The organism is Helicobacter pylori (genome assembly GCA_008032935.1).
In the GTDB taxonomy this organism is placed as follows: Bacteria; Campylobacterota; Campylobacteria; order Campylobacterales; family Helicobacteraceae; genus Helicobacter; species Helicobacter pylori_CX.
In genome coordinates, this window is sequence record CP032039.1 from 1,595,140 (window position 1) to 1,621,708 (window position 26,569).

Annotated in this window: 26 protein-coding genes; 8 read left to right on the top strand and 18 right to left on the bottom strand. The window is 39.6% G+C overall.

Going from position 1 to position 26,569, the window contains the following annotated elements:
* Positions 1-70: 70 nt before the first annotated feature.
* The 5 genes from D2C78_07865 to D2C78_07885 all read right to left on the bottom strand — a co-directional run bounded on the left by D2C78_07865 (position 71) and on the right by D2C78_07885 (position 3,280).
* Complete coding sequence (locus D2C78_07865) at positions 71-304, bottom strand: CopG family transcriptional regulator (protein ID QEF35754.1); 234 nt, start codon at positions 302-304, stop codon at positions 71-73.
* Between the two features lie 158 nt (positions 305-462).
* Positions 463-1,443, bottom strand: coding sequence for an iron-sulfur cluster assembly scaffold protein NifU (locus D2C78_07870; protein QEF35755.1), 981 nt, complete (start codon positions 1,441-1,443; stop codon positions 463-465).
* 21 nt (positions 1,444-1,464) lie between these two features.
* Positions 1,465-2,628 (bottom strand): cysteine desulfurase, NifS family, encoded by a 1,164-nt coding sequence (gene nifS, locus D2C78_07875; protein ID QEF35756.1) that lies wholly within the window; start codon positions 2,626-2,628, stop codon positions 1,465-1,467.
* The gene (locus D2C78_07880) at positions 2,607-2,753 is read right to left on the bottom strand and encodes a cysteine desulfurase (GenBank protein QEF35843.1); all 147 of its coding nucleotides are present in this window, start codon (positions 2,751-2,753) and stop codon (positions 2,607-2,609) included. Before D2C78_07880 ends, nifS begins: the two co-directional genes overlap by 22 nt.
* 47 nt (positions 2,754-2,800) lie before the next feature.
* Positions 2,801-3,280, bottom strand: a complete 480-nt coding sequence (locus D2C78_07885) for a helix-turn-helix domain-containing protein (protein QEF35757.1) — start codon at positions 3,278-3,280, stop codon at positions 2,801-2,803.
* 126 nt (positions 3,281-3,406) lie between these two features.
* On the opposite strand from D2C78_07885, the gene D2C78_07890 reads away from it, so the two are divergent.
* Positions 3,407-3,958, top strand: a complete 552-nt coding sequence (locus tag D2C78_07890; GenBank protein ID QEF35758.1) for a YbhB/YbcL family Raf kinase inhibitor-like protein — start codon at positions 3,407-3,409, stop codon at positions 3,956-3,958.
* Positions 3,959-4,139: 181 nt separating this feature from the next.
* On the opposite strand, the gene D2C78_07895 is transcribed toward D2C78_07890, so the two are convergent.
* The 3 genes from D2C78_07895 to D2C78_07905 are packed head-to-tail and all read right to left on the bottom strand — an operon-like array spanning position 4,140 to position 7,712.
* On the bottom strand, positions 4,140-5,240 hold the full coding sequence (locus D2C78_07895; GenBank protein ID QEF35759.1) for a 1-deoxy-D-xylulose-5-phosphate reductoisomerase: 1,101 nt from the start codon (positions 5,238-5,240) through the stop codon (positions 4,140-4,142).
* Entirely contained in the window at positions 5,241-6,041 is an 801-nt protein-coding gene (locus tag D2C78_07900) for a phosphatidate cytidylyltransferase (GenBank protein QEF35760.1), read from the bottom strand.
* Positions 6,042-6,053: 12 nt separating this feature from the next.
* On the bottom strand, positions 6,054-7,712 hold the full coding sequence (locus D2C78_07905; protein ID QEF35761.1) for a DASS family sodium-coupled anion symporter: 1,659 nt from the start codon (positions 7,710-7,712) through the stop codon (positions 6,054-6,056).
* A 95-nt stretch (positions 7,713-7,807) separates the two neighbouring features.
* Here D2C78_07905 and mnmG point away from each other — a divergent pair, with 95 nt between their 5' ends.
* The 3 genes from mnmG (at position 7,808) to hcpA (ending at position 12,050) form a co-directional block, all read left to right on the top strand.
* Positions 7,808-9,673, top strand: a complete 1,866-nt coding sequence (gene mnmG, locus D2C78_07910; GenBank protein ID QEF35762.1) for a tRNA uridine-5-carboxymethylaminomethyl(34) synthesis enzyme MnmG — start codon at positions 7,808-7,810, stop codon at positions 9,671-9,673.
* 10 nt (positions 9,674-9,683) lie between these two features.
* Entirely contained in the window at positions 9,684-10,835 is a 1,152-nt protein-coding gene (locus tag D2C78_07915) for a succinyl-diaminopimelate desuccinylase (protein ID QEF35763.1), read from the top strand.
* A 462-nt stretch (positions 10,836-11,297) separates the two neighbouring features.
* Positions 11,298-12,050 carry a Sel1-like repeat protein HcpA gene (gene hcpA, locus D2C78_07920; GenBank protein QEF35764.1) on the top strand — a complete coding sequence of 251 codons (753 nt, stop codon included), beginning with the start codon at positions 11,298-11,300 and terminating at the stop codon, positions 12,048-12,050.
* 205 nt (positions 12,051-12,255) lie between these two features.
* Here the strand turns inward: hcpA and htpG are convergent, their stop codons facing one another.
* On the bottom strand, positions 12,256-14,121 hold the full coding sequence (htpG, locus tag D2C78_07925) for a molecular chaperone HtpG (GenBank protein ID QEF35765.1): 1,866 nt from the start codon (positions 14,119-14,121) through the stop codon (positions 12,256-12,258).
* Between the two features lie 104 nt (positions 14,122-14,225).
* Entirely contained in the window at positions 14,226-15,578 is a 1,353-nt protein-coding gene (hofA, locus tag D2C78_07930) for an outer membrane beta-barrel protein HofA (GenBank protein ID QEF35844.1), read from the bottom strand.
* 162 nt (positions 15,579-15,740) lie between these two features.
* Between hofA and D2C78_07935 the strand changes: the two genes are divergently transcribed.
* Positions 15,741-15,869 (top strand): glycosyltransferase family 8 protein, encoded by a 129-nt coding sequence (locus D2C78_07935; GenBank protein ID QEF35766.1) that lies wholly within the window; start codon positions 15,741-15,743, stop codon positions 15,867-15,869.
* Between the two features lies 1 nt (position 15,870).
* Positions 15,871-16,911: a glycosyltransferase family 8 protein gene (locus D2C78_07940; protein ID QEF35767.1), complete on the top strand. Its 1,041-nt coding sequence runs from the start codon at positions 15,871-15,873 to the stop codon at positions 16,909-16,911.
* A 14-nt stretch (positions 16,912-16,925) separates the two neighbouring features.
* On the opposite strand, the gene D2C78_07945 is transcribed toward D2C78_07940, so the two are convergent.
* Positions 16,926-18,188, bottom strand: a complete 1,263-nt coding sequence (locus tag D2C78_07945; protein QEF35845.1) for an MRP family ATP-binding protein — start codon at positions 18,186-18,188, stop codon at positions 16,926-16,928.
* On the opposite strand from D2C78_07945, the gene D2C78_07950 reads away from it, so the two are divergent.
* Both D2C78_07950 and D2C78_07955 read left to right on the top strand, forming a co-directional pair.
* Positions 18,181-21,183: an ATP-binding protein gene (locus D2C78_07950; GenBank protein ID QEF35846.1), complete on the top strand. Its 3,003-nt coding sequence runs from the start codon at positions 18,181-18,183 to the stop codon at positions 21,181-21,183. The genes D2C78_07945 and D2C78_07950 overlap by 8 nt on opposite strands.
* Before the next feature lie 74 nt (positions 21,184-21,257).
* Entirely contained in the window at positions 21,258-21,641 is a 384-nt protein-coding gene (locus D2C78_07955; protein ID QEF35768.1) for a hypothetical protein, read from the top strand.
* A 287-nt stretch (positions 21,642-21,928) separates the two neighbouring features.
* Here D2C78_07955 and D2C78_07960 read toward each other — a convergent pair whose 3' ends face one another.
* The 7 genes from D2C78_07960 to D2C78_07990 form a co-directional block, all read right to left on the bottom strand.
* Entirely contained in the window at positions 21,929-22,231 is a 303-nt protein-coding gene (locus D2C78_07960) for a hypothetical protein (protein ID QEF35769.1), read from the bottom strand.
* Positions 22,232-22,251: 20 nt separating this feature from the next.
* Positions 22,252-23,244 (bottom strand): ketoacyl-ACP synthase III, encoded by a 993-nt coding sequence (locus D2C78_07965; protein QEF35770.1) that lies wholly within the window; start codon positions 23,242-23,244, stop codon positions 22,252-22,254.
* A 24-nt stretch (positions 23,245-23,268) separates the two neighbouring features.
* Complete coding sequence (gene plsX, locus D2C78_07970; protein ID QEF35771.1) at positions 23,269-24,291, bottom strand: phosphate acyltransferase PlsX; 1,023 nt, start codon at positions 24,289-24,291, stop codon at positions 23,269-23,271.
* Positions 24,292-24,365: 74 nt separating this feature from the next.
* Positions 24,366-24,512 (bottom strand): 50S ribosomal protein L32, encoded by a 147-nt coding sequence (rpmF, locus tag D2C78_07975; GenBank protein ID QEF35772.1) that lies wholly within the window; start codon positions 24,510-24,512, stop codon positions 24,366-24,368.
* Between the two features lie 15 nt (positions 24,513-24,527).
* Complete coding sequence (locus tag D2C78_07980; protein ID QEF35773.1) at positions 24,528-24,884, bottom strand: hypothetical protein; 357 nt, start codon at positions 24,882-24,884, stop codon at positions 24,528-24,530.
* Between the two features lie 25 nt (positions 24,885-24,909).
* A complete protein-coding gene (locus tag D2C78_07985) occupies positions 24,910-25,323 on the bottom strand; it encodes a nucleoside-diphosphate kinase (GenBank protein QEF35774.1) in 414 nt (137 codons plus the stop codon).
* 66 nt (positions 25,324-25,389) lie between these two features.
* Complete coding sequence (locus D2C78_07990; protein ID QEF35775.1) at positions 25,390-26,547, bottom strand: S-adenosylmethionine synthase; 1,158 nt, start codon at positions 26,545-26,547, stop codon at positions 25,390-25,392.
* Between the last annotated feature and the right edge of the window lie 22 nt (positions 26,548-26,569).

The window sequence follows — 26,569 nt, forward strand, 5'->3', positions numbered from 1 at the left end:
AAAAACAAGGTTTTGGTTTTGTTCTATAGCAAAACCCATAAAGCTAAACTAAAAACAAGTTAAAAAGTTATCAAGGGCCATTTTGCTCTATTTTTCTTAAAGCCTTCAAAATATAGCGTTTGATATAAGATCCCACGCTTTCTTCTTCTTCGTTAGCCATTTTCTCTAGTTTTTGGTATTGCTCATCAGAAAAATACAAGCTTACCGCACGAGTTTTTTTATTAGCGTCTGCTTTTGGTTTGCGTCCTAGTTTATTTTTAGTTCCCCTTAAGTGAGTTTCATCTGTGTTTTTGTCGTTTTCCATCAAGTTCCTTCAATCATCATCGCAAATCGCTTCAAACAAAATAGCATATTAGCATAAAAGTAGCGTATAATGAATAATGTCGCAAGCGCTAATCATTCCTCATTTTGAGCTTATTAGCGTTCGCTTGAAAAAGGCCTTCACCCCCTAAAAAGAACAAATCAAATCGGTAACACCCTGATACTGCGATCCAATAATTCCTGCAAGGCGTTTTCAATGGCAAATAAAGTCCCAGTAGTCGCGCTCATGCACCCATCGCATGCCCCCATGTAGCGGATATACACATCAATGTAATCATCGCTTTCTTTAATGTCTAAAATCTCTAAATCCCCTCCGTCCATCATAAGCATAGCGCGGATATTTTCATCAATGACTTTATCCACCACTTTAATCTTTTGAACCATAGTCATTTCCCTGAAAGCCAATTCCCCACTTTGGGATTTATTCGCAGCGGCTTTAAGTTTTTCAGCTTCCATTTCTTCGCGCACTTCTTTAAGAATATCCACTAGGTAATAATCCCTTTTTTCATGCCCACCCGGTCTCACACAGCTTTTACAAAACGCGCCGGCTTTGGTGTAATTAGTGATTTCTTCAACGCTTTTTAAATCATTGAGCTTAATCACTTCCTTAATCGTGCCTAAACTCACCCTAGCGCACTCGCACACAATAATTTCTTCTTCAAAATCTTCAGCGTTTTTCCCTAAATACATGCCGGCAGCTTTTTTGATCACATCATACGCCATCACCGAGCAGTGCATTTTTTGCCCAGGCACAGCCGGCGTGTCCGGATCGTCTCTCAAGCCTCTTTCCACATCTAAATTCGTGATTTTTACCGCATCTTGGACTCTTTTATTCAAACACAATTCTACCATCATGTCTGAGCTTGCGATCGCTGTTCCGCAACCAAAGCTTTTAAACTTCGCGTCAACAATTCTATCCGTGCTTTCATCTACAAGCCAATACAACCTCACCGCATCACCGCATGCTTCTGCGCCATAATCCGCCACAATGAGCTTAGCGTTTTTGGCTTTAGCCTGCTCTTCGGTGATGACCCCTAAATGCGTAGGGTTATCCATGCGCCTTTGAACTTCTTTAGAATATGCATCCCAGAGAACCGAACCCACTAAATCATGTTTTGCCATTTTGATTCCTTTATATTCTTTTTAATAAGAGCTTGAAATGTTTCTCAATCTTATAGCCGCTTGAGAGAAAACTTCAATCGTTTTATCAATTTCAGCTTCCGTGTTAAAACGGCTCAATGAGAGCCTGATAGCGGTATGAGCCAATTCCTTACTCGCTCCAATCGCCACCATGACAGGATTAGCCTCTAAATCCTCACTCGCGCACGCGCTCCCTGTGGAAGCGGCGATATTAGAGCGGTTTAAATCCCACAGCATGGCCTCTCCTTCAATCCCTCTCACGCTGACTAAAGTCGTGTTAGGCACACGATGGACTCGATCCCCCACCACCATCACATCAGGGATTTTCAAAAGCGCTTCTTCTAATTTGTCGCGCAATTTCCCTACCACTTCTTTTTCATAGTCTAAATGCTCTACGGCTAATCTCATCGCTTCGCCCATGCCCACAATATAAGGCACATTCAAAGTCCCGCTGCGCCTGCCATTCATATGCTCTCCGCCATGAAAAAGAGGGGTCAATCCCACCCCACTTCTAATATACAACCCCCCAATGCCTTTAGGCCCATGGAATTTGTGCGCGCTAAAAGAAAGGAAATCCACATTCGCTTTCAACACATCTACAGGGATTTTACCAATCGCTTGCACGGCATCGGTATGGAACAACACGCCCTTTTCTTTACAAATAGCCCCAATTTCTTCAATAGGGAAAATGAGACCGGTTTCATTATTCGCCCACATCACGCTCACTAGAGCGGTTTTTTCTGTGATCGCTTCTTTGACTTGCTCTGCGGTGATACTCCCATGCTCATTAATGGGCAAGTAAGTAACCTCCACCCCCAAGCTTTCTAAAAAATTACAAGTGGATCGCACCGCCGGGTGCTCTGCAACCGTGGTGATAATATGGTTTTTGCCTTTTTTCAAGCATTCATCAAAATACACGCCCTTTAACACCCAGTTATTGCTCTCTGTCGCACAAGAAGTGATGATCACATCATCTATATCCCTAGCGTTAATGCCCTTATAAAGCTTGTCTAGCGCTTCTGCAATGGCTGGGTGGGTTTCTGTGCCAAACTGGTGCAACGAGCTAGGGTTCCCGTAATGATCCCTTAAAAAAGGATCCATGGTCTCTTTGACTTTAGGGTCAATCCTAGTTGTAGCGTTATTGTCTAAATAAATTCGTTGTAACAAATGAGTGTTCTCCTTAAAAATTTTACATAGATTTTCTTATCTAGGTCTAAATTATGATTAAATACAAGATATTTTCTTAATTTTAACTTAAAATAAGATGAATTTTTGAAAACATTTTGAGAAATGCGAACATCCTCCTATCAAAAACCAACAACAGCCACTACCAACCCGCCTAAGGTTTTTTAAGGGGTCTCCCACGCCTGTCTTTTAAAGCGTCTATCCCCCCTTGTTGGTAACGCTTCTCCCACACATAGAGTTTTTGCAATTGTTTCGCCACTTCTTTTTTAGTGGGCTTAATGCCCCTAAGGTTATAAAGAGCGGTAACCATAATAGGCTTTGGGACATTAAACCTTTGGATAAATTCCAAACAATCTTTTTTGAGCTGGGAGTCTTGCTTGTTTTTAGTAATATCCACATGGCTTAAATATTGCAACACATAAAGGCGTTTTTCTTCATCTTCTTGCGCGATTTCTGGGGCTAACTCCATCCCTTGACTAACGCCTTTAAAAAACTTATTTGAAGCCTCTTGGGTGGGATAAACGCTCAAATAAGTTTCTAGTAAAGAAATCACTCTTTTTTGCTGTTCCAATAGTGCGTCTATCTTGGCGCTCAAACGATTTATTTTACTTTCCATGCGTTCAATACTAACCACTAAAAATAAATAGCTATTTAATCATTAAAAATGATTATTCTAATACCATGCTCCAAATTAAGATGTGTTTTTATGATCATGCTACAATAAAAAACGCAAAACGATTTCAAAGAAAAAGGGCTTAAAATGAAAACTTTTGAAGTAATGATTCAAACCGATTCAAAAGGGTATTTGGACGCTAAATTTGGCGGTAACGCTCCTAGAGGGTTTCTCAACCCAAACGGCTTACCCACTTATTCGCCTAAAATCTCATGGCAAAAAGTAGAAGGCGCTCAAAGCTATGCGTTAGAACTCATCGATCATGACGCTCAAAAAGTGTGTGGCATGCCGTTTGTCCATTGGGTCGTGGGCAATATTTCTTACAATGTTTTAGAAGAAAACGCTTCCATGATGGATAAAAGGATTACTCAAGGGGTCAATTCGCTCACTCAAGGCTTTATCCGTTCTCCTCTTAATGAAAGCGAAAAACAACGCTCCAATCTCAACAATAGCGTCTATATCGGCCCCATGCCCCCTAATGGCGATCACCATTACTTAATTCAAGTGTATGCCCTAGACATTCCTAAACTCGCCTTAAAAGCCCCTTTTTTCTTAGGCGATTTGCATGATAAAATGCGCAACCATATCATCGCCATAGGGAGAAAGGAATTTTTATACAAGCAGTTTGTAAGGAAATAGGCTATAAGCTTGTAGCTTTAATCCAATGAGCTTGTTTAACTTTAATATTCTTTCATTTTTTTAAAAAGTGGGGTTTTATGCAACCCTAACGAGATGGATTATAACGCTAGAAATTAGAGCTAAAAGCACCAAAAGCTGATTTAAACACGCATCAACTCCTTATCAAACCATTCATTCAACACTACCTATAATTTTTAAAACGCTCCCTAACTTCTTTGTCTAATTCCAGCACTTCGTCTAAATTAGAGAGCTTGAAAGATTTTTTAGCATACAATTCTAAGGCTTGAGAAATGGTTTTAATCAGGCCACCAAAAGCGATCTCTTGATTTAAAAACTTCTTCATCGCCACTTCATTGATCGCATTCAGCACCACGCCAAGCTTGGGGTTTTCCAACAACAAGTCTTTATAACGCCACAAGGTGTAGCGCTCCATGCTAATGGGTTCAAATTTAATCGCGCTTAAAGCGTATAGATCTAAGGGCTTGATAGACGCGCTCAAAGAGGCCAACTTCGGATCGATCGCATAGCTTATGGGTAATTGCATGTCTGCGCTCGCTAAATGCGCGATGACAGAGTTGTCTTCAAACTCCACCAAAGCATGCACGATAGAGCTTCTTTCAATCAGCGCATCAATCTTTAAAGACATGCCAAAAAGCCAATAAGTTTCTAAAATTTCAAAAAGCTTATTGACCATGCTCGCTGAATCAATGGTGATTTTAGATCCCATGCTCCAATTAGGGTGTTTGAGCGCGTTTTGCGCGTTTTGAATAGGAATAAATTCTAAAGGCGTGTCCCTAAAAGCCCCCCCACTCGCGCTAATGATTAAAGATTTAGGCTTTAAAGCCTTGTTTTGCAACAACGCCCACAAGCCAAAATGCTCGCTATCAACGGGCGTGATTTGTGAAATGTCTAACAAATGCCCTGCGCTCACTAAACTCTCTTTATTCGCTAGGGCTAGTTTTTTGTTCCTTTGTAAGCTTTTAAAGCTCGCCTTTAATCCCGCCACGCCCACAATGGCGTTAAGGACTAAATTGGAAACGCACTCTTCTATCATCGCATCAATGCCCTCTAACCCCACAAACACTTCCGCGCCCAAAGGCTCTAAATTATTCAAATCGTTAGGATCTAAAATCGCCACTTTCTTGGGTTTGAAAACTTGGATTTGCTCATTGATTAAAGCGATATTTTTCCCACAGCTTAAGGCTTCTATTTCTACGCCAAATTTTTTTGCGATTTTTAAGGCGTTTTTCCCAATAGAGCCGGTACTTCCTAAAACAACCATTCAATCCCCTAAAAACACCGCCGTCTCTTTCCAAACTTCTAAAAAATACAACAGTGCATGCAAGCCTAAAGCCCCAAAAAGCATGGAATCCAATCGGTCTAAAACGCCCCCATGCCCGGGTAAAATCTTACCGCTATCTTTGATCCCGGCCTTTCTTTTCAGATAGCTTTCATACAAATCCCCAAACACCGCCATAAGCGCGATTAAGAAACTGAATAAAAGCGCCATAAGAAAGCCTCCGCTCAATTTCCCCATGCCCACAAACGATCCCAAAACGCTCGCCAAAACAACGCCAATCAACGCGCCCTCTAAGGTTTTATTCGGCGAAGTGGCTGTGAAAGGGGTTTTGCCTAAAAGCTTGCCTCCAAAAAACGCCCCCACATCGCTTGCGACCACCACCACTAAAAGCCAAATGATCGCTACCGCACCAAAATCCTTATAAATCCCAAAAAGCGCAAAAAACCCAACGCCCGGGTATAAAAAGGGTAAAATGGCTTCGCTGTGGTGCGCTTTTTGATAAGCGATGACGCTAGCCATGACCATCGCACTGATAAGAGCGCATTCTACAGGATGCCCGTTAAAATACGCCGCTACCCATGACAACACTAAAATGAGATACAAGCTAAAGCTCGCTTTAACCTGGAATAGTCTTAACGCTTCAGAAAACCCTACCGCATAAATCCCTCCTAAAACCGCCCAAAACAACAACAAATTGTCCGCATACAAAATCAAGCCCGCCACAACGATTAAAACAACCCCTGTAATGTAACGAGACTTTTCTTTAAATAACTCTTCTTTCACTTTTTTCCTTAATCAATTAAATATTAACGAAACTAAAAAATAGCTAAACGCGCTAATCAAAACAACGCCCACTAAATTAAGCCACAAACCGGCTTTAATCATGTCCGTTATTTTAACATACCCAGAGCCATAAGCTATTGCATTGGGTGGGGTGGCTACAGGGAGCATGAACGCGCAAGTCGCACTCAAAGCTACAGGAATGGTCAATAACAAGCTTTGGTGGTTTTCATAACCCATGCCCATCGCAACCCCTCCAATCACCGGCAAAAACGCCGCAGCGGTGGCGGTGTTAGAAGTGATTTCGGTTAAGAAAATGACCATTAAAGTGACCATGACAATAATGAGTAAAATCGGTAAATGCGAAAAGCCAGAAACCAAATGCCCGATCCACAAACTCAACCCGGTTTTAGAAAATTGCGCGCTCAAGGCTAACCCACCGCCAAATAAAAGCAGCACATCCCAAGGGAGTTTTTTAGCAACACCCCAATCAATGAGCCTATCGCCCTGATTGTTAGCGGGCAAAATGAATAAAAGCGCAGAAACCCCCATCGCGATCACGGAATCAATTTTATCTATCTTAATGCCCCAAGATTTTAACATTACGCCTAAAAAAATCCACCCTAAAGACGCTAAAATAAAAATAACGCCCACAGAGATTTCCGCCTGACTCAAACGGCCTAGTTTGTTTAACTCCGATTTAACGACTTCCTTACCCCCTGGGATTTCTTTAATCTTTAAAGGGAAAATCGCATAAGTGAGCAAGAGCCACGCTAAAATGAGCATGATGAAGGCTAATGGTGTTCCAAACACCATCCACTGAGCAAAATCAATTTCAATATTGAAAGCGGTTTTCATATAGCCGGCTAATAAAGCGTTAGGGGGCGTGCCAATCAGAGTGCCTAAAGAGCCAATAGAAGCAGAATAAGCGATACCAAGCATCAAGCAAATACTGAAATTCGTGCGATAGATAGTAGTCTTTTCTTGAATGACTTGGGTAATATCTTTACCCTTATGCACGATATTACTCATAATACCCCCATGCGCTTTGGTGATTTCTTCTTTTTGATAGAATGCATTAGAGGCGTTTTCTTTACCCACCAGTTTAGCGACTAATTGCAAAACGCTCATGCCAACAGGGAGCATCATCACCGCCGTTGCGGTATTGCTCACCCACATAGACAGAAAGCCTGTAGCGATCATGAAACCTAAAATCAACCTCCTAGGGCTTGTGCCTACTAATAAAATAATGCTTAAAGCGATGCGTGTGTGCAAGTTCCATTTTTGCATGCTTAAAGCTAAAATAAACCCTCCCATAAAAAGAAAGATAATGGGCGATGCGTAAGAAGAGCTAACGCTAGAGAATTGATCCACGCTAAAGACGCTAAAAAGCACCAAAGGTAAAAGCGCGGTTGCGGGCAAGTCAATGGCTTCAGTCATCCACCATATCCCCATTAAAACAGCCACCCCAGCCACAACAGGCATCGCCTTATAATTTAAGGAACTGAGCTTGGGGATTTCTTCTACAATATGAGGCATTTGAACATTAAGCACATAACAGACAATAAGCGCGATTAACGCTCCCCCTATTAACCCCAACAAGCGCACGATCTTAGTGCTTTTATCATCGGCGCGCGTATCGGTATGCGTATCGGCATGCGAATGATTTTCCATTTTATTTTACCCTTTAAAATTACTAACCTCCATGCTACAATAAAACTTTTTTAAAACTAGGGTTTTAGAAAAATAAAATCAAAACAGGAAAAAGAGTGGTAAAAGAAAGTGATATTTTAGTGGTTGGTGGGGGGCATGCGGGCATTGAAGCGAGCTTGATTGCGGCTAAAATGGGAGCTAGAGTGCATTTAATCACCATGCTCATAGACACGATCGGTTTGGCGAGCTGTAACCCGGCGATTGGGGGCTTGGGTAAAGGGCATTTGACTAAAGAAGTGGATGTGTTAGGGGGGGCTATGGGGATTATTACGGATCATAGCGGTTTGCAATATCGTGTGTTAAACGCTTCTAAAGGGCCGGCGGTTAGAGGGACTAGAGCGCAAATTGATATGGATACTTACCGCATTTTTGCAAGAAATCTTGTTTTAAACACCCCTAATTTGAGCGTCTCTCAAGAAATGACCGAAAGTTTAATCCTTGAAAACGATGAGGTAGTGGGCGTAACTACGAACATTAACAACACTTATAGAGCCAAAAAAGTGATCATCACCACAGGCACTTTTTTAAAAGGGGTGGTGCATATTGGCGAGCACCAAAACCAAAACGGGCGCTTTGGGGAAAACGCCTCTAATTCTTTAGCCTTGAATTTAAGGGAGCTTGGCTTTAAGGTGGAGAGGTTAAAAACCGGCACTTGCCCAAGAGTGGCGGGCAATAGCATTGATTTTGAAGGATTAGAAGAGCATTTTGGGGACACAAACCCTCCCTATTTTAGCTATAAAACCAAAGATTTTAACCCCACCCAACTCTCTTGCTTCATCACTTACACTAACCCCATTACCCACCAAATCATTAGGGATAATTTCCACCGAGCCCCCCTTTTTAGCGGCCAAATTGAAGGCATAGGCCCCAGGTATTGCCCTAGCATTGAAGATAAAATCAACCGCTTCAGCGAAAAAGAACGCCACCAGCTGTTTTTAGAGCCTCAAACCATTCACAAAAGCGAATATTATATCAATGGCTTAAGCACTTCTTTGCCCCTAGATGTGCAAGAAAAGGTCATTCATTCTATCAAAGGCTTAGAAAACGCCCTCATCACGCGTTATGGCTATGCGATAGAATATGATTTTATCCAGCCTACAGAATTGACCCACACTTTAGAAACCAAAAAAATCAAAGGGCTTTATTTGGCCGGGCAAATCAATGGGACTACCGGCTATGAAGAAGCGGCGGCTCAAGGGCTTATGGCTGGGATTAATGCGGCATTAGCCTTAAAGAATCAAGCCCCCTTTATTTTAAAGCGCAATGAAGCCTATATCGGCGTTTTGATTGATGATTTGGTTACTAAAGGCACGAATGAGCCTTACAGAATGTTTACTAGCCGTGCCGAATACCGCTTGCTTTTAAGAGAAGACAACACGCTTTTTAGGTTAGGCGAACATGCCTATCGTTTAGGGCTTATGGAAGAAGATTTTTATAAGGAATTAAAAAAAGACCAACAAGCAATACAAGAAAACTTGAAACGCCTTAAAGAATGCGTCCTTACCCCTAGCAAAGAAGTGTTAAAACGCTTGAATGAATTAGATGAAAACCCTATCAATGACAAGGTTGATGGCGTTAGTTTGTTAGCGCGCGATAGTTTTAATTTAGAAAAAATGCGCTCCTTTTTCAGCTTTTTAGCCCCCTTGAACGAGCGGGTTTTAGAGCAGATTAAAATTGAATGCAAGTATAATATTTATATTGAAAAGCAACACGAAAATATCGCTAAAATGGACAGCATGCTCAAAGTGTCTATCCCTAAAGATTTTGTGTTTAAAGGCATTCCAGGCCTTAGCTTAGAAGCGGTAGAAAAATTAGAAAAATTCCGCCCCAAAAGCCTTTTTGAAGCCTCAGAAATCAGCGGGATCACCCCGGCGAATTTAGATGTTTTGCATTTGTATATCTATTTGCGAAAAAACTCTTAAAGGATTTTTAATGAACGCTTTAGAAATCACCCAAAAGCTCATCAGCTACCCCACCATTACGCCCAAAGAATGCGGTATTTTTGAATACATTAAATCGCTTTTTCCCACTTTTAAAACCCTAGAATGTGGGGAAAATGGCGTGAAAAACCTTTTTTTATACCGCATTTTTAACCCCCAAAAAGAACATGCAAAAGAAAAGCATATAAAAGAAAATGTTAAGCCCTTGCATTTTTCTTTTGCAGGGCATATTGATGTCGTGCCTCCTGGAGATAATTGGCAAAGCGATCCCTTTAAACCCATCATTAAAGAGGGGTTTTTATACGGCCGTGGGGCGCAAGACATGAAAGGGGGCGTGGGGGCGTTTTTGAGCGCAAGCTTACAATTTAACCCTAAAACCCCTTTTTTGCTTTCTGTTTTACTCACAAGCGATGAAGAAGGGCCGGGGATTTTTGGCACAAAACTCATGTTAGAAAAGCTCAAAGAAAAAGATTTGCTGCCTCATATGGCGATTGTGGCTGAACCCACTTGCGAAAAAGTCTTAGGCGATAGCATCAAAATTGGCCGAAGAGGCTCTATTAATGGCAAACTCATTTTAAAAGGCATTCAAGGGCATGTGGCTTACCCGCAAAAATGCCAAAACCCCATTGATGCGCTCGCTTCGGTTTTGCCCTTAATTTCAGGAGTTCATTTAGACGATGGCGATGAATATTTTGACCCTTCAAAATTAGTCATCACCAACTTGCATGCAGGGTTAGGGGCTAATAATGTGACTCCAGGGAGCGTAGAAATTACCTTTAATGCACGCCATTCTTTAAAAACCACCAAAGAAAGTTTGAAAGAATATTTAGAAAAGGTTTTAAAAAATTTGCCTCACACTTTAGAATTAGAATCAAGCAGTTCGCCTTTCATCACGGCTTCTCATTCAAAGCTTACCAGCGTTTTACAAGAAAATATTTTAAAAACATGCCGCACCACCCCCCTTTTAAACACCAAAGGCGGCACGAGCGATGCGCGATTTTTTAGCGCTCACGGCATAGAAGTGGTGGAATTTGGCGTTATTAATGACAGGATCCATGCCATTGATGAAAGGGTGAGCTTGAAGGAATTAGAGCTTTTAGAAAAGGTGTTTTTGGGGGTTTTAGAGGATTTGAGTGAGAAATGAATGGGGAGTTTTGGCGTAAGGGTTTTATTTTTAATACCAACGCCTTTTTCGCTGGCAAAAACCACCAAACCAACTCAAGCTTTAGCATGCTAGTATCCATTTATCATAGCCTTATAAGAGTGGGGCAATGCTTGACAAAGTAACCAAAGCTTGCTAAATTTTTTAACCCTTTTTTGTTTTTGCAGTTTTTACATGCTCCTGTTGTTAAAAATTAAAATTCTTAAGGGCTTTTACCAAGCCACTCTTAAAAAGGGGCGATTCAATCAACTTTTTAAGACAAACTCTTTTAAGCCCTATCTTTAGAAGTATCCCTTTTAGCATGGCAATTAAGCTCAAACAACACGCAGTTAAAAGAAAAATAATTTTTTTCTTTATCTCATCAATAAAGGTTCAATAAAGCTTTAATCGTCAATATTTGATTATAATTATAGAGAATTACATTTTTTTAATAGGAGATATATCATGCTAGGAAGCGTTCAAAAAACCCTTTTTGGGGTCTTGTGTTTGGGCGCGTTGTGCTTGAGAGGGTTAATGGCAGAGCCAGACGCTAAAGAGCTTGTTAATTTAGGCATAGAGAGCACAAAGAAGCAAGATTTCGCTCAAGCTAAAACGCATTTTGAAAAAGCGTGTGAATTAAAAGAAGGTTTTGGGTGTGTTTTTTTAGGGGCGTTCTATGAAGAAGGGAAAGGAGTGGGAAAAGACTTGAAAAAAGCCATTCAATTTTACACTAAAGGTTGTGAATTAAATGATGGTTATGGGTGCCGCCTGCTAGGAAATTTATATTATAACGGACAAGGCGTTTCTAAAGACTCTAAAAAAGCCTCACAATATTACTCTAAAGCTTGCGACTTAAACCATGCTGAAGGGTGTATGGTATTAGGAAGCTTACACCATTATGGTGTAGGCACGCCTAAGGATTTAAGAAAGGCTCTTGATTTGTATGAAAAAGCTTGCGATTTAAAAGACAGCCCCGGGTGCATTAATGCGGGATACATGTATGGTGTAACAAAGAATTTTAAGGAGGCTATTGTTCGTTATTCTAAGGCATGCGAATTGAATGATGGTAGGGGGTGTTATAATTTAGGGGTTATGCAATACAACGCCCAAGGCACAGCAAAGGACGAAAAGCAAGCGGTAGAAAACTTTAAAAAAGGTTGCAAATCAGGCGTTAAAGAAGCATGCGACGCTCTCAAGGAATTGAAAATAGAACTTTAGTTTTAATGAAGTTAAGCTAAAGGCTGCGTTTAGCTGGCTTTTACGCTTTTTAATGTTTTAATGAAAAACACGAACCCCACGAACCAATCTTTTAATGATCGTAAAAGACTTTTATCGAATCCGTTCATTCCAAACGCCGTTTTGAGATTGGTGCTTGAAAGGTTAAAGCGAGTTTGTTCAAACCCTTAAAAAGGGTTTTTAACCCCTACAACGCCTTTAATAGCACGCTATTTAGGCGCTCATTAAAACTTTTAGCGTCTTTTAAAGCCCCTTTTTCTAAAAGCTTCGCCCCATCATAAAGCAACCAGATAAAAGCGCTCAACTGCTCTTTATCTTCGCATTTTAAGAGTTTTTGCAAAATCGCATGGTTAGGGTTTAATTCTAGCGTTTTCTTGCTTTCAGGCACGCTTTGGCCCATTTGACGCATAAAATTAGCCATCATCGCATTTGGTTCATCGCCTATTAAAGCCACCGCTGAAGTGAGATGATTGGAAAGCTCTACGCCTTTAATCTCATCTTTAAGATTTTCTTCAAACGCTTTCATCAAATCTTTAAACTGATCTTTCACCTCATCATGGATTTCTTCCAAACCAAGCTCTTTCAAACTCTCGCTATGGCTAGCGTCTCTAAAAGGCGTTTTATCGTATTCATTCACGCCTGGCATCACAAACGCATCAATTTCATCGCTCAATAACAAAACATCATAGCCTTTTTGAGCGTATTTTTCCAAAATGGGGGACGCTTTTAGTAAGTCTAAATTTTCGCCTAAAAGGTAGTAAATGCTTTTTTGATTTTCTTTTAAATTTTCTTTGTATTCTTTTAAAGAAATCAATTCTCCTTTGTCTTTAGAATAGAATCTCAACAATTCTAAAAGTTTTTCTTTGTTTTCAAAATCCCCATACAAGCCTTCTTTTAACACTTTCCCAAAAGGCTCATAGAATTTATGGTAATTTTTGTTATCCTTGCTCAAGCGTTCAATCTCGCTTAAAATCTTTTTCACTGAAGCCGAACGGATATTGGCTAAAATCTTATTCTGCTGCAAGATTTCACGGCTCACGTTCAAGGGCAAATCTTCGCTGTCAATCACGCCTTTAACAAACCTCAAATAAGACGGCAACAATTCTTTGTCATCATCAGTGATAAACACCCTTTTAACATAAAGTTTGACCCCGCTTTTATAATCCACCCTAAACAAATCAAAGGGCGCTTTGCTAGGGATGTAAAAAAGCGTTGTGTATTCTAAAGAGCCTTCCACTTTATTGTGGATATAACTCAAAGGCTCGCTGTTGTCATGTGCAAACGATTGGTAAAAGTCTTTGTAATCCTTGTCTTTTAATTCGCTCTTATTCATTTTCCATAAAGCGCTCGCTTGATTGATCTGATCGCACTTTTCTTCTTTAATTTCTTTTTTATTATCCCCTTCGCCCTCAAATTTCGTATCGGTGTAAGTTAAAAAAATAGGGAAAGGGATATGCTCAGAATACTTTTTAACAATGCCATCAATCTCCCAACGGCTCGCAAAATGAGAATCTTCTTCTTTTAAAAAGAGGGTGATTTCTGTGCCTTGCTCCTCTTTGACGCATTCGCTGATTTCAAACTTGCCCTTACCATCGCTCACCCATGCATAAGCTTGCTCGCTAGTTACTTTCTTGGTTTGAACGACAATCTTGCTCGCTACCATGAACGCCGAATAAAAGCCCACGCCAAATTGGCCAATTAAAGCACTATCTTTTTTCTTATCCCCACTCAAAGCGCTTAAAAAACTCTTCGTGCCTGATTTAGCGATCGTGCCTAGATGCTCAATGAGATCGTTTTTATCCATGCCTATACCATTATCTTTAATCGTTAAGGTTTTTTTCTGGCTATCAAAACTCAAATGAATGCTAGGCGTGGTATTGAGCCCTTTTAATTTCTCATCGGTCAGCATTAAATAATTCAGCTTATCCAAAGCGTCGCTCGCGTTAGAAATCAACTCCCTTAAAAAAATCTCTTTATTAGAATACAAAGAGTGGATCATCAAATCCAAAAGCTGGTTGATTTCAGTTTGAAAGGTGTATTCTTGGTTAGACATTGAACTTTTTCCTTTAATAAAATTTTTAAGATTATACAATAAAAGCGCGCTTAAAAGGGGGATACTATGGCTTAAAAAAAGAACATGAAAGAATGTTTAATTTTTTAAAAACGATAACTCATAGAGCTCATCAAATAGCTTCTATCTTGAATGGTTTGAGCGAAATCAGGGTTATAACCGCTTGTAAAAAACCCTACCTTATAACCCTTATGCATCGTGATTTGATAGCCATTAACCATTAGCATGAAATAGATATGTTTTTTAAGGTTATATTTAAAAGTAACCCCTAAGCTTTGCGAATCAGCCCTTGGGGAATAGGTCAATTTCCCATACAATTGCACCAAAAGATTTTTAACGCTCTTCCCTACAAAAGCGTTAATCGTTATGGAATTAGCGTTGTAAAAATTGGAATAAGCGTCTTCATAAGGGGTGTCATCTTTAGTGTCGTAAAAAGGATCAATGGGTGAGCCGTTCCAGCCTAATTGAACGCTCGCGTTCCCAAAATTCTTATACACGCTCCAGCCAAAACGATAAGAGCGGAAATTCACTCTTTGAAACACGAACAAACTCGCGCTTTTTTTACCCACTAAAGAGGCTCTGTAATAATCTTTAGACAAATAATCGCTATAAAGGGGGAACCATGCGTAAAAAGTCGTTTGGATGCGCCAACCAGATTTCCAATAAGACTTTGTATCATGGGTGATTTCAAATCCAGGAGCGTTAAAATTCTTAGGGTAAAACCAAATAAAAGGCACGACCCTAATGTATTTATTTTCGTAAATGAGATTTAAATTGTGCATGCCGTAGTTGGTTTTTTGCTTGTAATTGACAGGAGCGTAAAAATCTCTAATGGATTGCTCATTAGCTAAAGCCCTTCCAAAGGTGCTAAACCACTCTATCCTAAATTTTTTCCACCGGTAAAAAAGCTCAAACCCTTGATTAAACCCGCTCAAAAACAAAGCTTTAGAGGGGTAACGCCCTAATTTAATCCCAAAAATATCCTTATATTGATAATCTAAATACAAATTGTATAACACATAAGGCCTGGCGTTTTGAGCCTTTTGCTCTCTGGTCCAATTTTGGCTGTGTTGCATCAAATAGCCCTCCCATCGCCCCATGTAATACCAGTTCGCTGGCTGAAACCCTGCCTTAGGGTTGGCTTCATCAATCAAAAATTTCGTGGAATCATACGCTAACGCTCCTATTTCGCCCCCCACCCCAAAACCCAGTTTGTGGTTTTCAATCCCTTTAGGGAGCAAACTAGAATCAATTTGCAAAGCCCCGGTAGTGGTTACATAACTCCCTGTAGGGTAAATCCCTTTTTTGGAATTGATGACTGACTGGTTGAAAGCGATGCGCGAAAACGATCCCACTCTAGCGCTGATTTGATACTCAAAAGCGCTGAGGAAAACCCCATGCAAAGCCAAAAACCCTAGCCAAACTTTTTGATTAAGCACCCTTTTATCAAACACCTTTTTATTGAAGTCTGATATTATGCCATAAAACAAACTCGCAAGTCGCTCGCTCATTGTAGAAAAAAAAAAAAAAAAAACGATAAAATCACAAACCCCCCTTTTTTTACAAAAAGCAGGTTCAATTTAAAGATTTAAGGATTATGCATGCAAGAGATTGTCCCTATTGTTGTGGCTTTTGATAACAATTATTGTATCCCTGCTGGCGTGAGTTTATTTTCCATGCTAGCAAACGCCAAACGAGAGAGAGAGAGAGAGAGTAAAACTCTTTTATAAAATTCATTGTTTGGTGGAGGGTTTAAGCCCAGAGAATATAGCCAAATTAGAAGAAACGATCGCTCCTTTTAGCACTTTTTCTAGCATAGAGTTTTTGGATATTACTGATGAAGAATTAGAACCACGCCATAATTATGATAAGCTTGGTCCTTTAATAGCTAATGAAATTAAAAAATTGTATTTAAAACTCAATTCTTTTAGTCAAAAACGCTTTTCTAAAATGATCATGTGCCGTTTCTTTTTCGCTTCCCTTTTCCCCCAATACGAAAAGATGATCATGTTTGATGTGGACACTTTGTTTGTGGGCGATATTAGCGAGAGCTTTTTTATCCCCCTTGATGATCATTATTTTGGGGCTGTGAGAGAAAAAGATTTGATCGCTATGAGCAGGAATTCGGCTAAGGATTTATACGAATTACGCCAAATGCGCACAAAAACCATTGGTGTCGCTGACGCTTTCCCTAATTTAGAAGAAGCGCAAATCCTTTTTGACAACTATTTTAACGCCGGGTTTTTAGTCTTAAATTTAAAATCATGGCGTGAAGAAAATCTGGAAAACCAATTGGTTGGATTTTTCCTTTTGAAAAATGAAAAACTTTTATTTACCGATCAAGATGCTTTGTGTTTTGTGTGCCGTGGGAGGATTTTAGAATTGCCTTACTCCTACAATGCCCACCCCAGTTTCCTTGATACGCCCTTATTCCCTAGCATCAAAGAAGCGCGCATGCTGCATTTTTGGGGCGATAAACCCTGGAAACTCTTAAGCGTCATTGGCGCGAAAAAATGGCATGAAATTTTGATCCAAACGCCTTTTAAAGACGCCTATTTTAACGCTCCCTTTTTAGATCACCTCTTTGAATCCCTTCAAAACAAGGATAAAGAAACCCAAGAAATCCACGCTCTTAATAAAATCCTGTCTTTTTCAGACAAACGGCATTCTTTTGAATTCCTTCTGCCCAGGCTTTCTTCTAAACTCCTTATAGAATTTTTGCTTTTTAAAGCCAAACAAAAAGTGAAACGATTGATTAAAAGGGTTTTTTAAACCCCCTTTCAAAATTAATGCGAGCAAGCATGCGTTTGTGTGGGCTGAATGTCCTTATTATCGGCTAGTTTTTCCTTTTCCACTCTCTCTAAAAAAACGCTTAAATCTTGTGCCATTTTTTCAAAAATCTTAGCGCTCACGCTATCAGGGTGAGAAATCACAATCGGCTCGCCCCTATCCCCCCCTAAACGCACTTTAGGCTCTAAAGGGAGCTTGGCTAAAATCTGCGTGTTATAAGCCTCTAATAATCCACTCATGGAATTTGAGCCAAAAATCTCGCTCTCTTTCTTGCAATGCTCGCACACAAAACTCCCCATATTTTCTACAATGCCCGCAATAGGAATGTGTAGTTTCTTAAACATGTCCAAACTCCGTTTAGCGTCATCTAAACTCACTATTTGAGGCGTAGTAACGGTGATTCCTGCACTCAATGGCACAGCTTGGGCTAGCGTGAGCTGTGCATCGCCTGTTCCTGGGGGCATATCCACCACCAAAACATCTAAATCCCCCCAAATAATATCGCTTAACATCTGCTCAATCGCTCGCATGAGCATGGGCCCTCGCCAAATGAGACTCTGCCCCTCATCATACAAAAGCCCCATGCTCATCACAGAAACGCCAAAAGCTTTTAAAGGAATGAGTTTTTTACCGCTAGGATCCATGATCACATCAGCGTTTTGCAAGCCCATCATTCTAGGGATATTAGGGCCATACACATCAGCGTCTAGTAACCCCACTTTTTGGTTTAAATTCGCTAAAGCGATGCTTAAATTCACGCTGGTGGTGCTTTTACCCACACCGCCCTTCCCAGAGCTTATCATCACTACATGTTTAATGTTTTTAGCCAGATTTTTAGTGGTGGGCTTTGGGGCTTGGGGCTTTGGCGGGGTTTTAATATCCAAATTCAAAGCTTTCACGCCCTTTTCTTGCATCGCTTTGGAGATATTTTCCCTTAAAATCGCGCTCGTTTCTTCAGAGCTTGAGGGGATTTCTATTAAAAGCCCTAATTGATCGTCATGCAAGGTGATGTTTTTAACAAAACCAAAGCTGACAATATCCTTTTCAAAATTAGGGTAGATGATCGTTTTTAACGCGTTTAAGACATCTTCTTGGGTGAGCATTTTAATCCTTAAAATGATAGTATTTGAATTTTCTTTATAGCATGTTTTGTTTAATTTTGCATTATAAATTAAATTTAGGTTTTTAAAGGATAGGGCATGGAATTTTATAAGCGTGTTTCGTGTTTTGAAATTGCACCATTTTAGGAATTTGGGCAGAAAATCGCCTACAGAATTGCTTTTAAACTCAAGTTTTGATGAAAAACATGGGGGGTTGGTGATCTTGGTGGGGGAAAACAATGTGGGTAAGAGCAATATTTTAGAAGCCTTGAAGGCGTTTAATGATACAGGCATCAAACTCTGCAATGAGAACGATTACTCCAAAGACGATGAATCTAAAGAAGCCACTTTAAGCCTGGAAGAAGAAACAAGCCTTAATCATAAAACCATAGATTTTTCTTGCGTGGATTTGAAGATCCAAACTTTGAAGATCCAAACTAAAGAGATTGGCGAGGGTTTAAAGGAACTATCAAAAACGCTAATCGTCTATCCTTTTGAAAAACATGTAGAAGCTTTAAGGGAACAATGCAGTAACATTGTTTTTATTCCCTCTAACAATAACGACTATTCAAATATTTGCACTTTTGTGAGTAATTTTACAAATCTTATCGACTCTTACAACCAGTTAAAACCATTTTTACATTTTTACAAAGAATTAATCAAACATTTAAGCGGCAATAGCGAATGGATTAAAACTTTTTGTCAGTGCATCAAAGAAATCATAAAACACAATACGCCTAATAAAGAATGCAATTCAGATGATTTTTTTGTCATAGGGAAGCACAAGCAAAATCAGTTATCAAAAATTTATTCTCGTTTTAAAAAACTTAGTGAAAAAGAAATCAAACCAAAAGATGTGGAATATATCTTAAAAAAGCCAGAAGCTTTAGATGAAATTTTTAAAACTACTGACTTTAATACAAAATTTGCACCAAAAACTAAAGTGAAAGATATTATTAAAGAGATAGACGAAAAATACCCTATCAATGAAAATTTTAAACAGCAATTTAGAACATTTCGATCAAATATAATCAGCCTTAAAAAGAAAATTAAAAATTCTTTAAAATACCTTAAAAAAACAAGAGAGGATTTTGAGCGAAAAAAAGAATCATGGATAAAAGAAATTGAAAATGACTGCAAAAATCAAAAAACGCTAGAGTTTGATTATGATGTCTTTCTGGATAATATCCAACAAATATGCAAAAATTATATAGCAAGCCATGTTGTTAGCGACGAGTCTAAAGATATGAAATCCATGATGTGTCAGCTTTATTTGAAACAGATAGATTTATTAGTCAATTCAGAAATCGAACAATACAGATACAGTGATTTTCTTGAATCAGCAAGAAAATTTCTGTGGGAAGACATAAAAACTTTAGATGAAAAGAGTGGCGTTCATTTGTTCCCTAAAAATATTGGTGAAATCAAAGATAAATTTGAAGCAAACAAGGAAAAAGTCAAACAAAGCAAAAACTATTTTGAGTTCGCAGAATATTGCCGAGAGTGTAACCCTTATACAGCGTTTCAAAACTTAAAAAATAAAGTTCAATTCCCTTTAAGCGGTGGTTTATCTTATAAGTCTTACAAACTCGTGCCAACCATGAAAGAATACAAAGAGCCAAAAATCACAGATAACGACCTTGAAGCCATATCAACCAAAGAGACTGGTCTTGCTAGCCAATTATCTGGGCACTGGTTTTTTCAGCTTTCGTTATTTAATAAAACAAACTTTGATCCTAATAAAATTTGGATTCCTTTAGAGTTCAATAAAAGATCAAAAATAAAGTTTGATAAAGATTTAGAAATCTATTTTGATAGTCATGGATCGTTCAATATCCCTAAAAAATACTTGCAAGAAATCAATCAAAAATCACTAAAAGAGATCAGACAATCAGAATTTCCTTTTAACATTGAAGCAAAAGGCGAATGCAATAACAATATATGTCAATTTGAATTTTTTAACAATAAAAGCTCTCTTTTATTTAAGGTAAATTTTACAGAAATATTAGAAAATCTTGCAGAAATCTTGGAATACAACATGCAATTAAAAATAGATTCTTTGATTACAAAAGAATTTAACAGGCTTTTAGCGATCGCTGAAGATAGCCCTCAAAATAGTTACCAATTAAAAATTCATGTCCGACACAATAATAAGCTTTCTGAAGGGAAGGAATACACGGCATATGAAATAAAACTTGAAATTCATGATTGCAGAAAATCTGATAATCAAAATGAGCCAATTATCTTAAGCCAGCAAAGCACCGGCTTCCAATGGGCGTTTAATTTCATGTTTGGTTTTCTCTATAATTGGGGATCACATTTTAGCCTTAACAAGAATATTATCTATGTCATGGACGAGCCAGCCACTCATTTGAACGTGCCAGCCAGAAAGGAATTCAGGAGATTTTTAAAAGAATACGCTCATAAAAATCATGTTACCTTTGTTTTAGCCACCCATGACCCCTTTTTAGTGGATACGGATCATTTAGATGAAATAAGGATTGTAGAAAAAGAAACAGAAGGCTCTGCGATTAAGAATCACTTTAACTATCCCCTAGACGATGCGGGCAGAAACTCCGACGCCCTAGATAAAATCAAACGCTCTTTAGGGGTGGGTCAGCATGTTTTTCACAACCCCCAAAAACACCGAATCATCTTTGTAGAAGGCATCACCGATTATTGCTATTTGAGCGCTTTCAAATTGTATTTCAATAAGCATAATCCACAATTCAAAGATAACCCCATTCCTTTCACTTTCTTACCCATTTCAGGGCTTAAAAATAATCCAAACAAGATGAAAGAAACCATTCAAAAACTTTGCGAGTTAGACAATCACCCTATTGTTTTGACAGATGATGACAGAAAAGATGGCTCTGACCCACAAAGAGCAAAAAGCGAACAATTTAAAAGGGCTAATAAGTATTTGGGTAATCCCATCACCATCTTACAACTCTCAGACTGCGACAGGTGTTTCAAACAAATTGAAGATTGTTTCAGCGCAAACGATAGAAAAAAATACGCTAAAAATAAGCAAATGGAATTGGCCATGGCGTTCAAAACAAGGCTTTTGTATGGCGAAAAAGACGATGCGGTGAGCGAAGAAACAAAAAAGAATTTTCTATGCTTATTTGAATGGATAAAGAAAAGAGTGTAATAACCCAACGATTAAAAAAGGGTATATCAAATTTGATTATAATGCCCCACAATATTATAAGTGAAAGGATTTTGATGTTTAAAAAAATGTGTTTGAGCTTGCTAATGATAGGCGGTGTTTGTGTGGGGGCAAAGGATTTGGATTTCAAACTGGATTATCGTGCGACTGGGGGGAAACTCATGGGGAAAATGACGGACTCTAGTCTTTTAAGCATCACTTCTATGAACGATGAACCGGTGGTGATTAAAAACCTTATTGTCAATAGGGGAAATTCATGCGAAGCGACTAAAAAAGTAGAACCCAAATTGGGCGATAAGTTTAAAAAAGAAAAACTCTTTGATCATGAGTTAAAGTATTCGCAACAGATATTTTACCGCCTGGATTGCAAGCCTAATCAATTGTTAGAAGTTAAAATCATCACGGACAAGGGCGAATATTACCACAAGTTTTCCCAATAAAACCGCCCTTTCCTCAAACAAGAGGCTTTCTAGCTAGATCACTTCGTGAGAGCACCCCTTTCTAAAGAAAGGAGCTTCCTAACTAAAACATTCCATTAAATGCTAACACGAAAGGCTTTGTTCTTTAAAGTCTGAATGGATATTTCCTACCTTAAAAAGACTAGTGGTATTTTAATCTCTTTTAGCCTAACGGCTATGTGCTTACATCTGCACCCTAAAGGACAGAGTTTTCCGTGCTAGTGGGATAAAATTTAAAAAGAGTTTTGCCACAAAGCGACCAAAACCTCTCATGGAGCCTTTTGTTGGGCTTGCTCTAAAGCCATTTGCGCATGCTTGCAATCCTTTTTAAAAGACTTCGTAATAAAATTAACCTTAAGCGTCGAATCAAAGGCTTGATGGCATTTTTTAAGCTTGTGATCGCGCTCTTGCGGGTCTTGCAAATAATATTTCACTGAATGCACAAAACTGAAATGAAACCCCATAGGAGGAATACGACTCTCTGGCGTGCCTTCGCAAAAATCGCTGCAATAACTGCTTTGCGACTTTAACCCCCCCAACACCACTAAAAATAAAAAAACCATCTTTTTCATCAATACTCCTTCAATCCTTTTTATCCGCCAAAATACACCAACGCTGAACCCCAAGTCAATCCCCCACCAAAAGCGTCTAAAAGCATTAAATCGCCCTTTTTCAAACGCCCCTCTTCATAAGCTTCACCCATAGCCATAGGGATACTGGCTGCTGAAGTGTTGCCGTACTTATGCACGGTTAAAACCACTTGCTCATCTTTAAAATCCAAATGCTCCCGCACCGCTTGAATGATCCTAAAATTAGCTTGATGCGGGATAAACAAACGCACGTCTTCAGGTTTGAGAGCGTTTTTTTCTAAGATCATTTCCACATCTTTTAAAAGCGTTTTCACCGCTAGCTTAAACACTTCATTGCCCTTCATGCACAAAAAAGGCTCTAAAGCTTCTTCTTTAGCGTTAAAGGGCGTGGGTTTTAGAGTCCTTGGCGTATAAAGATAATCAGAAAAATTCCCATTCGCTGAAATCTGCACATCTAAAATGCTTTCTTTTAAACGCTTGGTCCTGCCTATCACGCACGCCCCAGCCCCATCGCCAAATAAAATACAAGTCCCCCTATCTTTAAAATCTAACACGCTACTCGTTTTTTCTGCCCCCACAATCAGCACATTTTCGCACATCCCGCTCTCAACATAAGCCTTAGCCACCGATAATAAATAAATAAAACCCGTGCAAGCGGCTGAAATATCAAACGCCGGTTTGTTTTCAATGCCTAATTTCGTGCTCAACACGCAAGCGGTTGAAGGCATGGCCAAAAAATCAGGGCTTAAGGTCGCTACAACCACCAAATCAATGTCTTGTGGGGTTAAATGCGCTCTCTCTATGGCCTGTTTAGCCGCTATTACCCCTAAATCGCTGCTTTTTTCTTCATTGCTAGCGAAACGGCGCTCTTTGATACCAGTCCTTTTTTCTATCCATTCATCGCTGGTATCCAAAAATTGCTGAAACTCTGCATTTTTCACACGCTCACTTGGAACATGCATCGCAATGGATTTAAGAGAGGCGTAAAATTCCATTCAATCCCCTTAAAATAGTCATCTTTAAGCGTCTTGCTGATCACTTTGATGCGCAGAAACGCTAGGCTTCAAGCTCTCAAACGCTTGAGTAATCCTCAAACAAACCTGACTTTCAACAGCGCTAATAGCCTGATAAATCGCGCATTCAACCGCTCTAGCGTTGCTCTTGCCATGGCTGATGATCACGCTTTTATTCACGCCCAAAAGCGGTGCTCCCCCATATTCAGCGTAATCGGTTTTTTGTTTTAAAATACCAAACGCATTCTTAAGCATCAAAGCCCCCATTTTAGATTTAAAAGAGCTTTTAATTTCATCTTTAAAAATAGAACCTATTGCACTAGCGACCCCTTCTGTTGTCTTTAAGACCACATTCCCCATAAAGCCATCGCAAACCACCACATCCACAACCCCTTTGAAAATATCGCTCCCCTCCACATTGCCATAAAAGAAGTCATAAGCTTTCAGCATTTTATGCGTTTCTTTAACGAGCATGTTCCCTTTAATATCTTCTTCGCCATTACTCAAAAGACCCACCTTAGGGCTATCATAATGCAGCACGCTTTTAGCGTATTCATACCCCATAAGAGCAAAATCAATCAAATATTCAGGCTTGCAATCGGTGTTCGCTCCTGCGTCTAACAGCACGCTAGGGCGTTTGCCAACGCTAGGCATTAAAGTGCAAATAGCAGGCCTTTCAACCCCCTTGATACGCCCTAAACGCAAGGTCGCTAAGCCCATAGTCGCTCCGCTATGCCCCGCTGAAATCAAAGCGTCAGCCCCATTTTTTAGAATATCCATGCCCAAGTAAATGGAAGATTCCTTACGCTTAATCGCCTCAGTGGCGGCTTCTTCCATTTTAATATAATCTTGCGTGTGGATCATTTCCACTTTGCTGGCTAACTCTTTAGAAATAAAAGGGGTCGCTTTGTCTTTATCCCCCACTAAAACCGCACTAAAACTCTTATTCTCTAAAGCCCTTGAGACTCCCTCAATAATGGGTAAAACCCCATGGTCAGCCCCCATTAAGTCTATTACAATTTTCATCATGCGTCCTTAAAAGGCTTGTTGCAATCCGTTGCAATCCTTTAAAATACTTTCTATCACTAAAGATAGCTTTTATATTAGTATTCTTTAGTAAATTTGTTAATATGGTGGGGAAGCTTCCAAGTGCCATCTTTAGCTTTTATGGGCTTGGCCAATTTAACGCTATAATGCGTGCGCCTTTTTGCCGCTCTTGTCTTACTCACTCTTCTATCAGGTACTGCCATAAATTCTCCTTCATTTCAATCTGCATAATGGTAGTCTAATTTAATAGACTCCACTTCAGAGCGTAAAATTTCGCTCAAATCAATAAAACCATTGAAAGATTCAATAACATCTAAATTATCAAAATCCAAACTTTGGCTTTGCGTATCCCACAACCCGTCTGAAATATGCAAAACCAACGACTCATCAAGGCTTTTTTTAAACTCTTTACCGCTTGTATCACAAATAAGCATCAATTCACCCTTAAGGCGCGCTTCCAAACGAAACAATTTCGCCCCCACCCGCACAACTTCGCCCTCTAAAACCACTCCCTCATGCTCTAAAGAAAACGCTCTAGGCGCATTAAAAGCGATTTTACGCATTTCAAATTGCATGCTTACTTAAAAACGCCCTTAAACCTTAAAGATCTCTAGTGGCAAAAAAGAAAGCGATTTCATTGTGCGCGTTTTCCAAGCTATCGCTCCCATGCACCGCATTAGCGTCAATGCTTTCAGCAAAATCCGCTCTGATAGTGCCTTTTTGAGCGAGTTTGGGATCAGTCGCTCCCATAAGATCTCTGTTTTTAGCCACGGCATCCTTGCCCTCTAAAACCATAACCACCACCGGACCACTGACCATAAATTCTATTAAATCTTTAAAAAAGGGTCTCTCTCTGTGGATCGCATAAAAGTTTTCAGCGTCTTTAACGCTCAAATGCAAGCGTTTCATAGCAACCACTTCCAAGCCGTTACTCTCAAAGCGATCAATGATTTTGCCTACCACTTTTTTCTTAAGTGCATCCGGTTTAATAATAGACAGCGTTCTTTGTTTCAATTTAAACTCCTTGTGAATTGTTGATTATACAAAAATTTTCTAAAATATTACCCTTAAAATATTTTTTCAACGCTTAAAGAACGCTTTAATCTCCTCAGCTTTGTTGGTTTTTTCCCAAGTGAATTCCTCTAATTCACGCCCAAAATGCCCATAAGCTGAAGTGAGCGAATAAATGGGTCTTAATAAATCCAAGCTTTCAATAATGCCTTTTGGCGTGAGTTTGAAAACCGATTTCACGCATTTTTCCAACTCCGCACTTGAATACTTGCTCGTGTTATGCGTGTTCACATAAATAGACACGGGCTCTATCACCCCAATCGCATAAGCAAGCTGCACGGTCGCTTTATCGCAAACCCCACTCGCTACCAAATTTTTAGCCACATAGCGGGCCGCATAAGCCGCGCTCCTATCCACTTTACTGGGGTCTTTCCCGCTAAACGCTCCCCCGCCATGCGGGCAACTCCCCCCATAAGTATCCACAATGATTTTTCTACCCGTCAAGCCCGCATCGCCTTGCGGCCCACCAATAACGAATTTTCCTGTAGGATTGACAAAAAACTTGATATTGTCATGCAAATATTCTTTGGGTAAAACCTTATACACGATCTCTTCAATCACGGCCTCTTTTAAATGCTTTTGCGAAACTTCTGGGGAATGTTGGGTGGAAATAACAATCGTATCAATGCTTACAGGCTTGTTGTTTTCATAACGCACGCTCACTTGAGACTTGCCATCAGGCCTTAAAAAAGGCAGAGTGTTGTCTTTTCTTTTTTGAGCCAGAGCGAAAGTGAGCTGGTGCGCTAAATGAATGGGTAAGGGCATGAGCGTTTCAGTCTCTTTACACGCATAACCAAACATAAGCCCTTGATCCCCTGCCCCAATCTCGCCATCTTCTCTATCCACGCCTTGATTAATATCAGGGCTTTGCTCGCCAACGCCATTCAAAACCGCCGCGCTCCTGTAATCAAAGCCATAAAGAGCGTCTGTATAGCCAATCTTTTTAACCACTTCTCTTGCAATCTCTTGCATCGGGGCATAAACAGAAGTTTTTAATTCGCCAGTGATCATGCAAAAACCATTAGAAACTAAAGTCTCGCATGCGACTTTGGCTTTTTGATCGCGCTCAATAATGTAATCTAAAACCGCATCGCTGATTTGATCAGCCATTTTATCAGGATGCCCCTCGGTTACTGATTCGGAAGTGAAAAGAAAACTATCTTTCATTGATTGTCCTTATTAAAATAAT

Bases quoted from the DNA above. Each gene is read 5' to 3' on its own strand.
- D2C78_07865 (QEF35754.1), bottom strand. From the start codon at position 304: ATGGAAAACGACAAAAACACAGATGAAACTCACTTAAGGGGAACTAAA.
- D2C78_07870 (QEF35755.1), bottom strand. From the start codon at position 1,443: ATGGCAAAACATGATTTAGTGGGTTCGGTTCTCTGGGATGCATATTCT.
- D2C78_07890 (QEF35758.1), top strand. From the start codon at position 3,407: ATGAAAACTTTTGAAGTAATGATTCAAACCGATTCAAAAGGGTATTTG.
- D2C78_07895 (QEF35759.1), bottom strand. From the start codon at position 5,240: ATGGTTGTTTTAGGAAGTACCGGCTCTATTGGGAAAAACGCCTTAAAA.
- D2C78_07905 (QEF35761.1), bottom strand. From the start codon at position 7,712: ATGGAAAATCATTCGCATGCCGATACGCATACCGATACGCGCGCCGAT.
- D2C78_07915 (QEF35763.1), top strand. From the start codon at position 9,684: ATGAACGCTTTAGAAATCACCCAAAAGCTCATCAGCTACCCCACCATT.
- hcpA (QEF35764.1), top strand. From the start codon at position 11,298: ATGCTAGGAAGCGTTCAAAAAACCCTTTTTGGGGTCTTGTGTTTGGGC.
- htpG (QEF35765.1), bottom strand. From the start codon at position 14,121: ATGTCTAACCAAGAATACACCTTTCAAACTGAAATCAACCAGCTTTTG.
- D2C78_07935 (QEF35766.1), top strand. From the start codon at position 15,741: ATGCAAGAGATTGTCCCTATTGTTGTGGCTTTTGATAACAATTATTGT.
- D2C78_07955 (QEF35768.1), top strand. From the start codon at position 21,258: ATGTTTAAAAAAATGTGTTTGAGCTTGCTAATGATAGGCGGTGTTTGT.
- D2C78_07960 (QEF35769.1), bottom strand. From the start codon at position 22,231: ATGAAAAAGATGGTTTTTTTATTTTTAGTGGTGTTGGGGGGGTTAAAG.
- D2C78_07965 (QEF35770.1), bottom strand. From the start codon at position 23,244: ATGGAATTTTACGCCTCTCTTAAATCCATTGCGATGCATGTTCCAAGT.
- plsX (QEF35771.1), bottom strand. From the start codon at position 24,291: ATGATGAAAATTGTAATAGACTTAATGGGGGCTGACCATGGGGTTTTA.
- rpmF (QEF35772.1), bottom strand. From the start codon at position 24,512: ATGGCAGTACCTGATAGAAGAGTGAGTAAGACAAGAGCGGCAAAAAGG.
- D2C78_07980 (QEF35773.1), bottom strand. From the start codon at position 24,884: ATGCAATTTGAAATGCGTAAAATCGCTTTTAATGCGCCTAGAGCGTTT.
- D2C78_07990 (QEF35775.1), bottom strand. From the start codon at position 26,547: ATGAAAGATAGTTTTCTTTTCACTTCCGAATCAGTAACCGAGGGGCAT.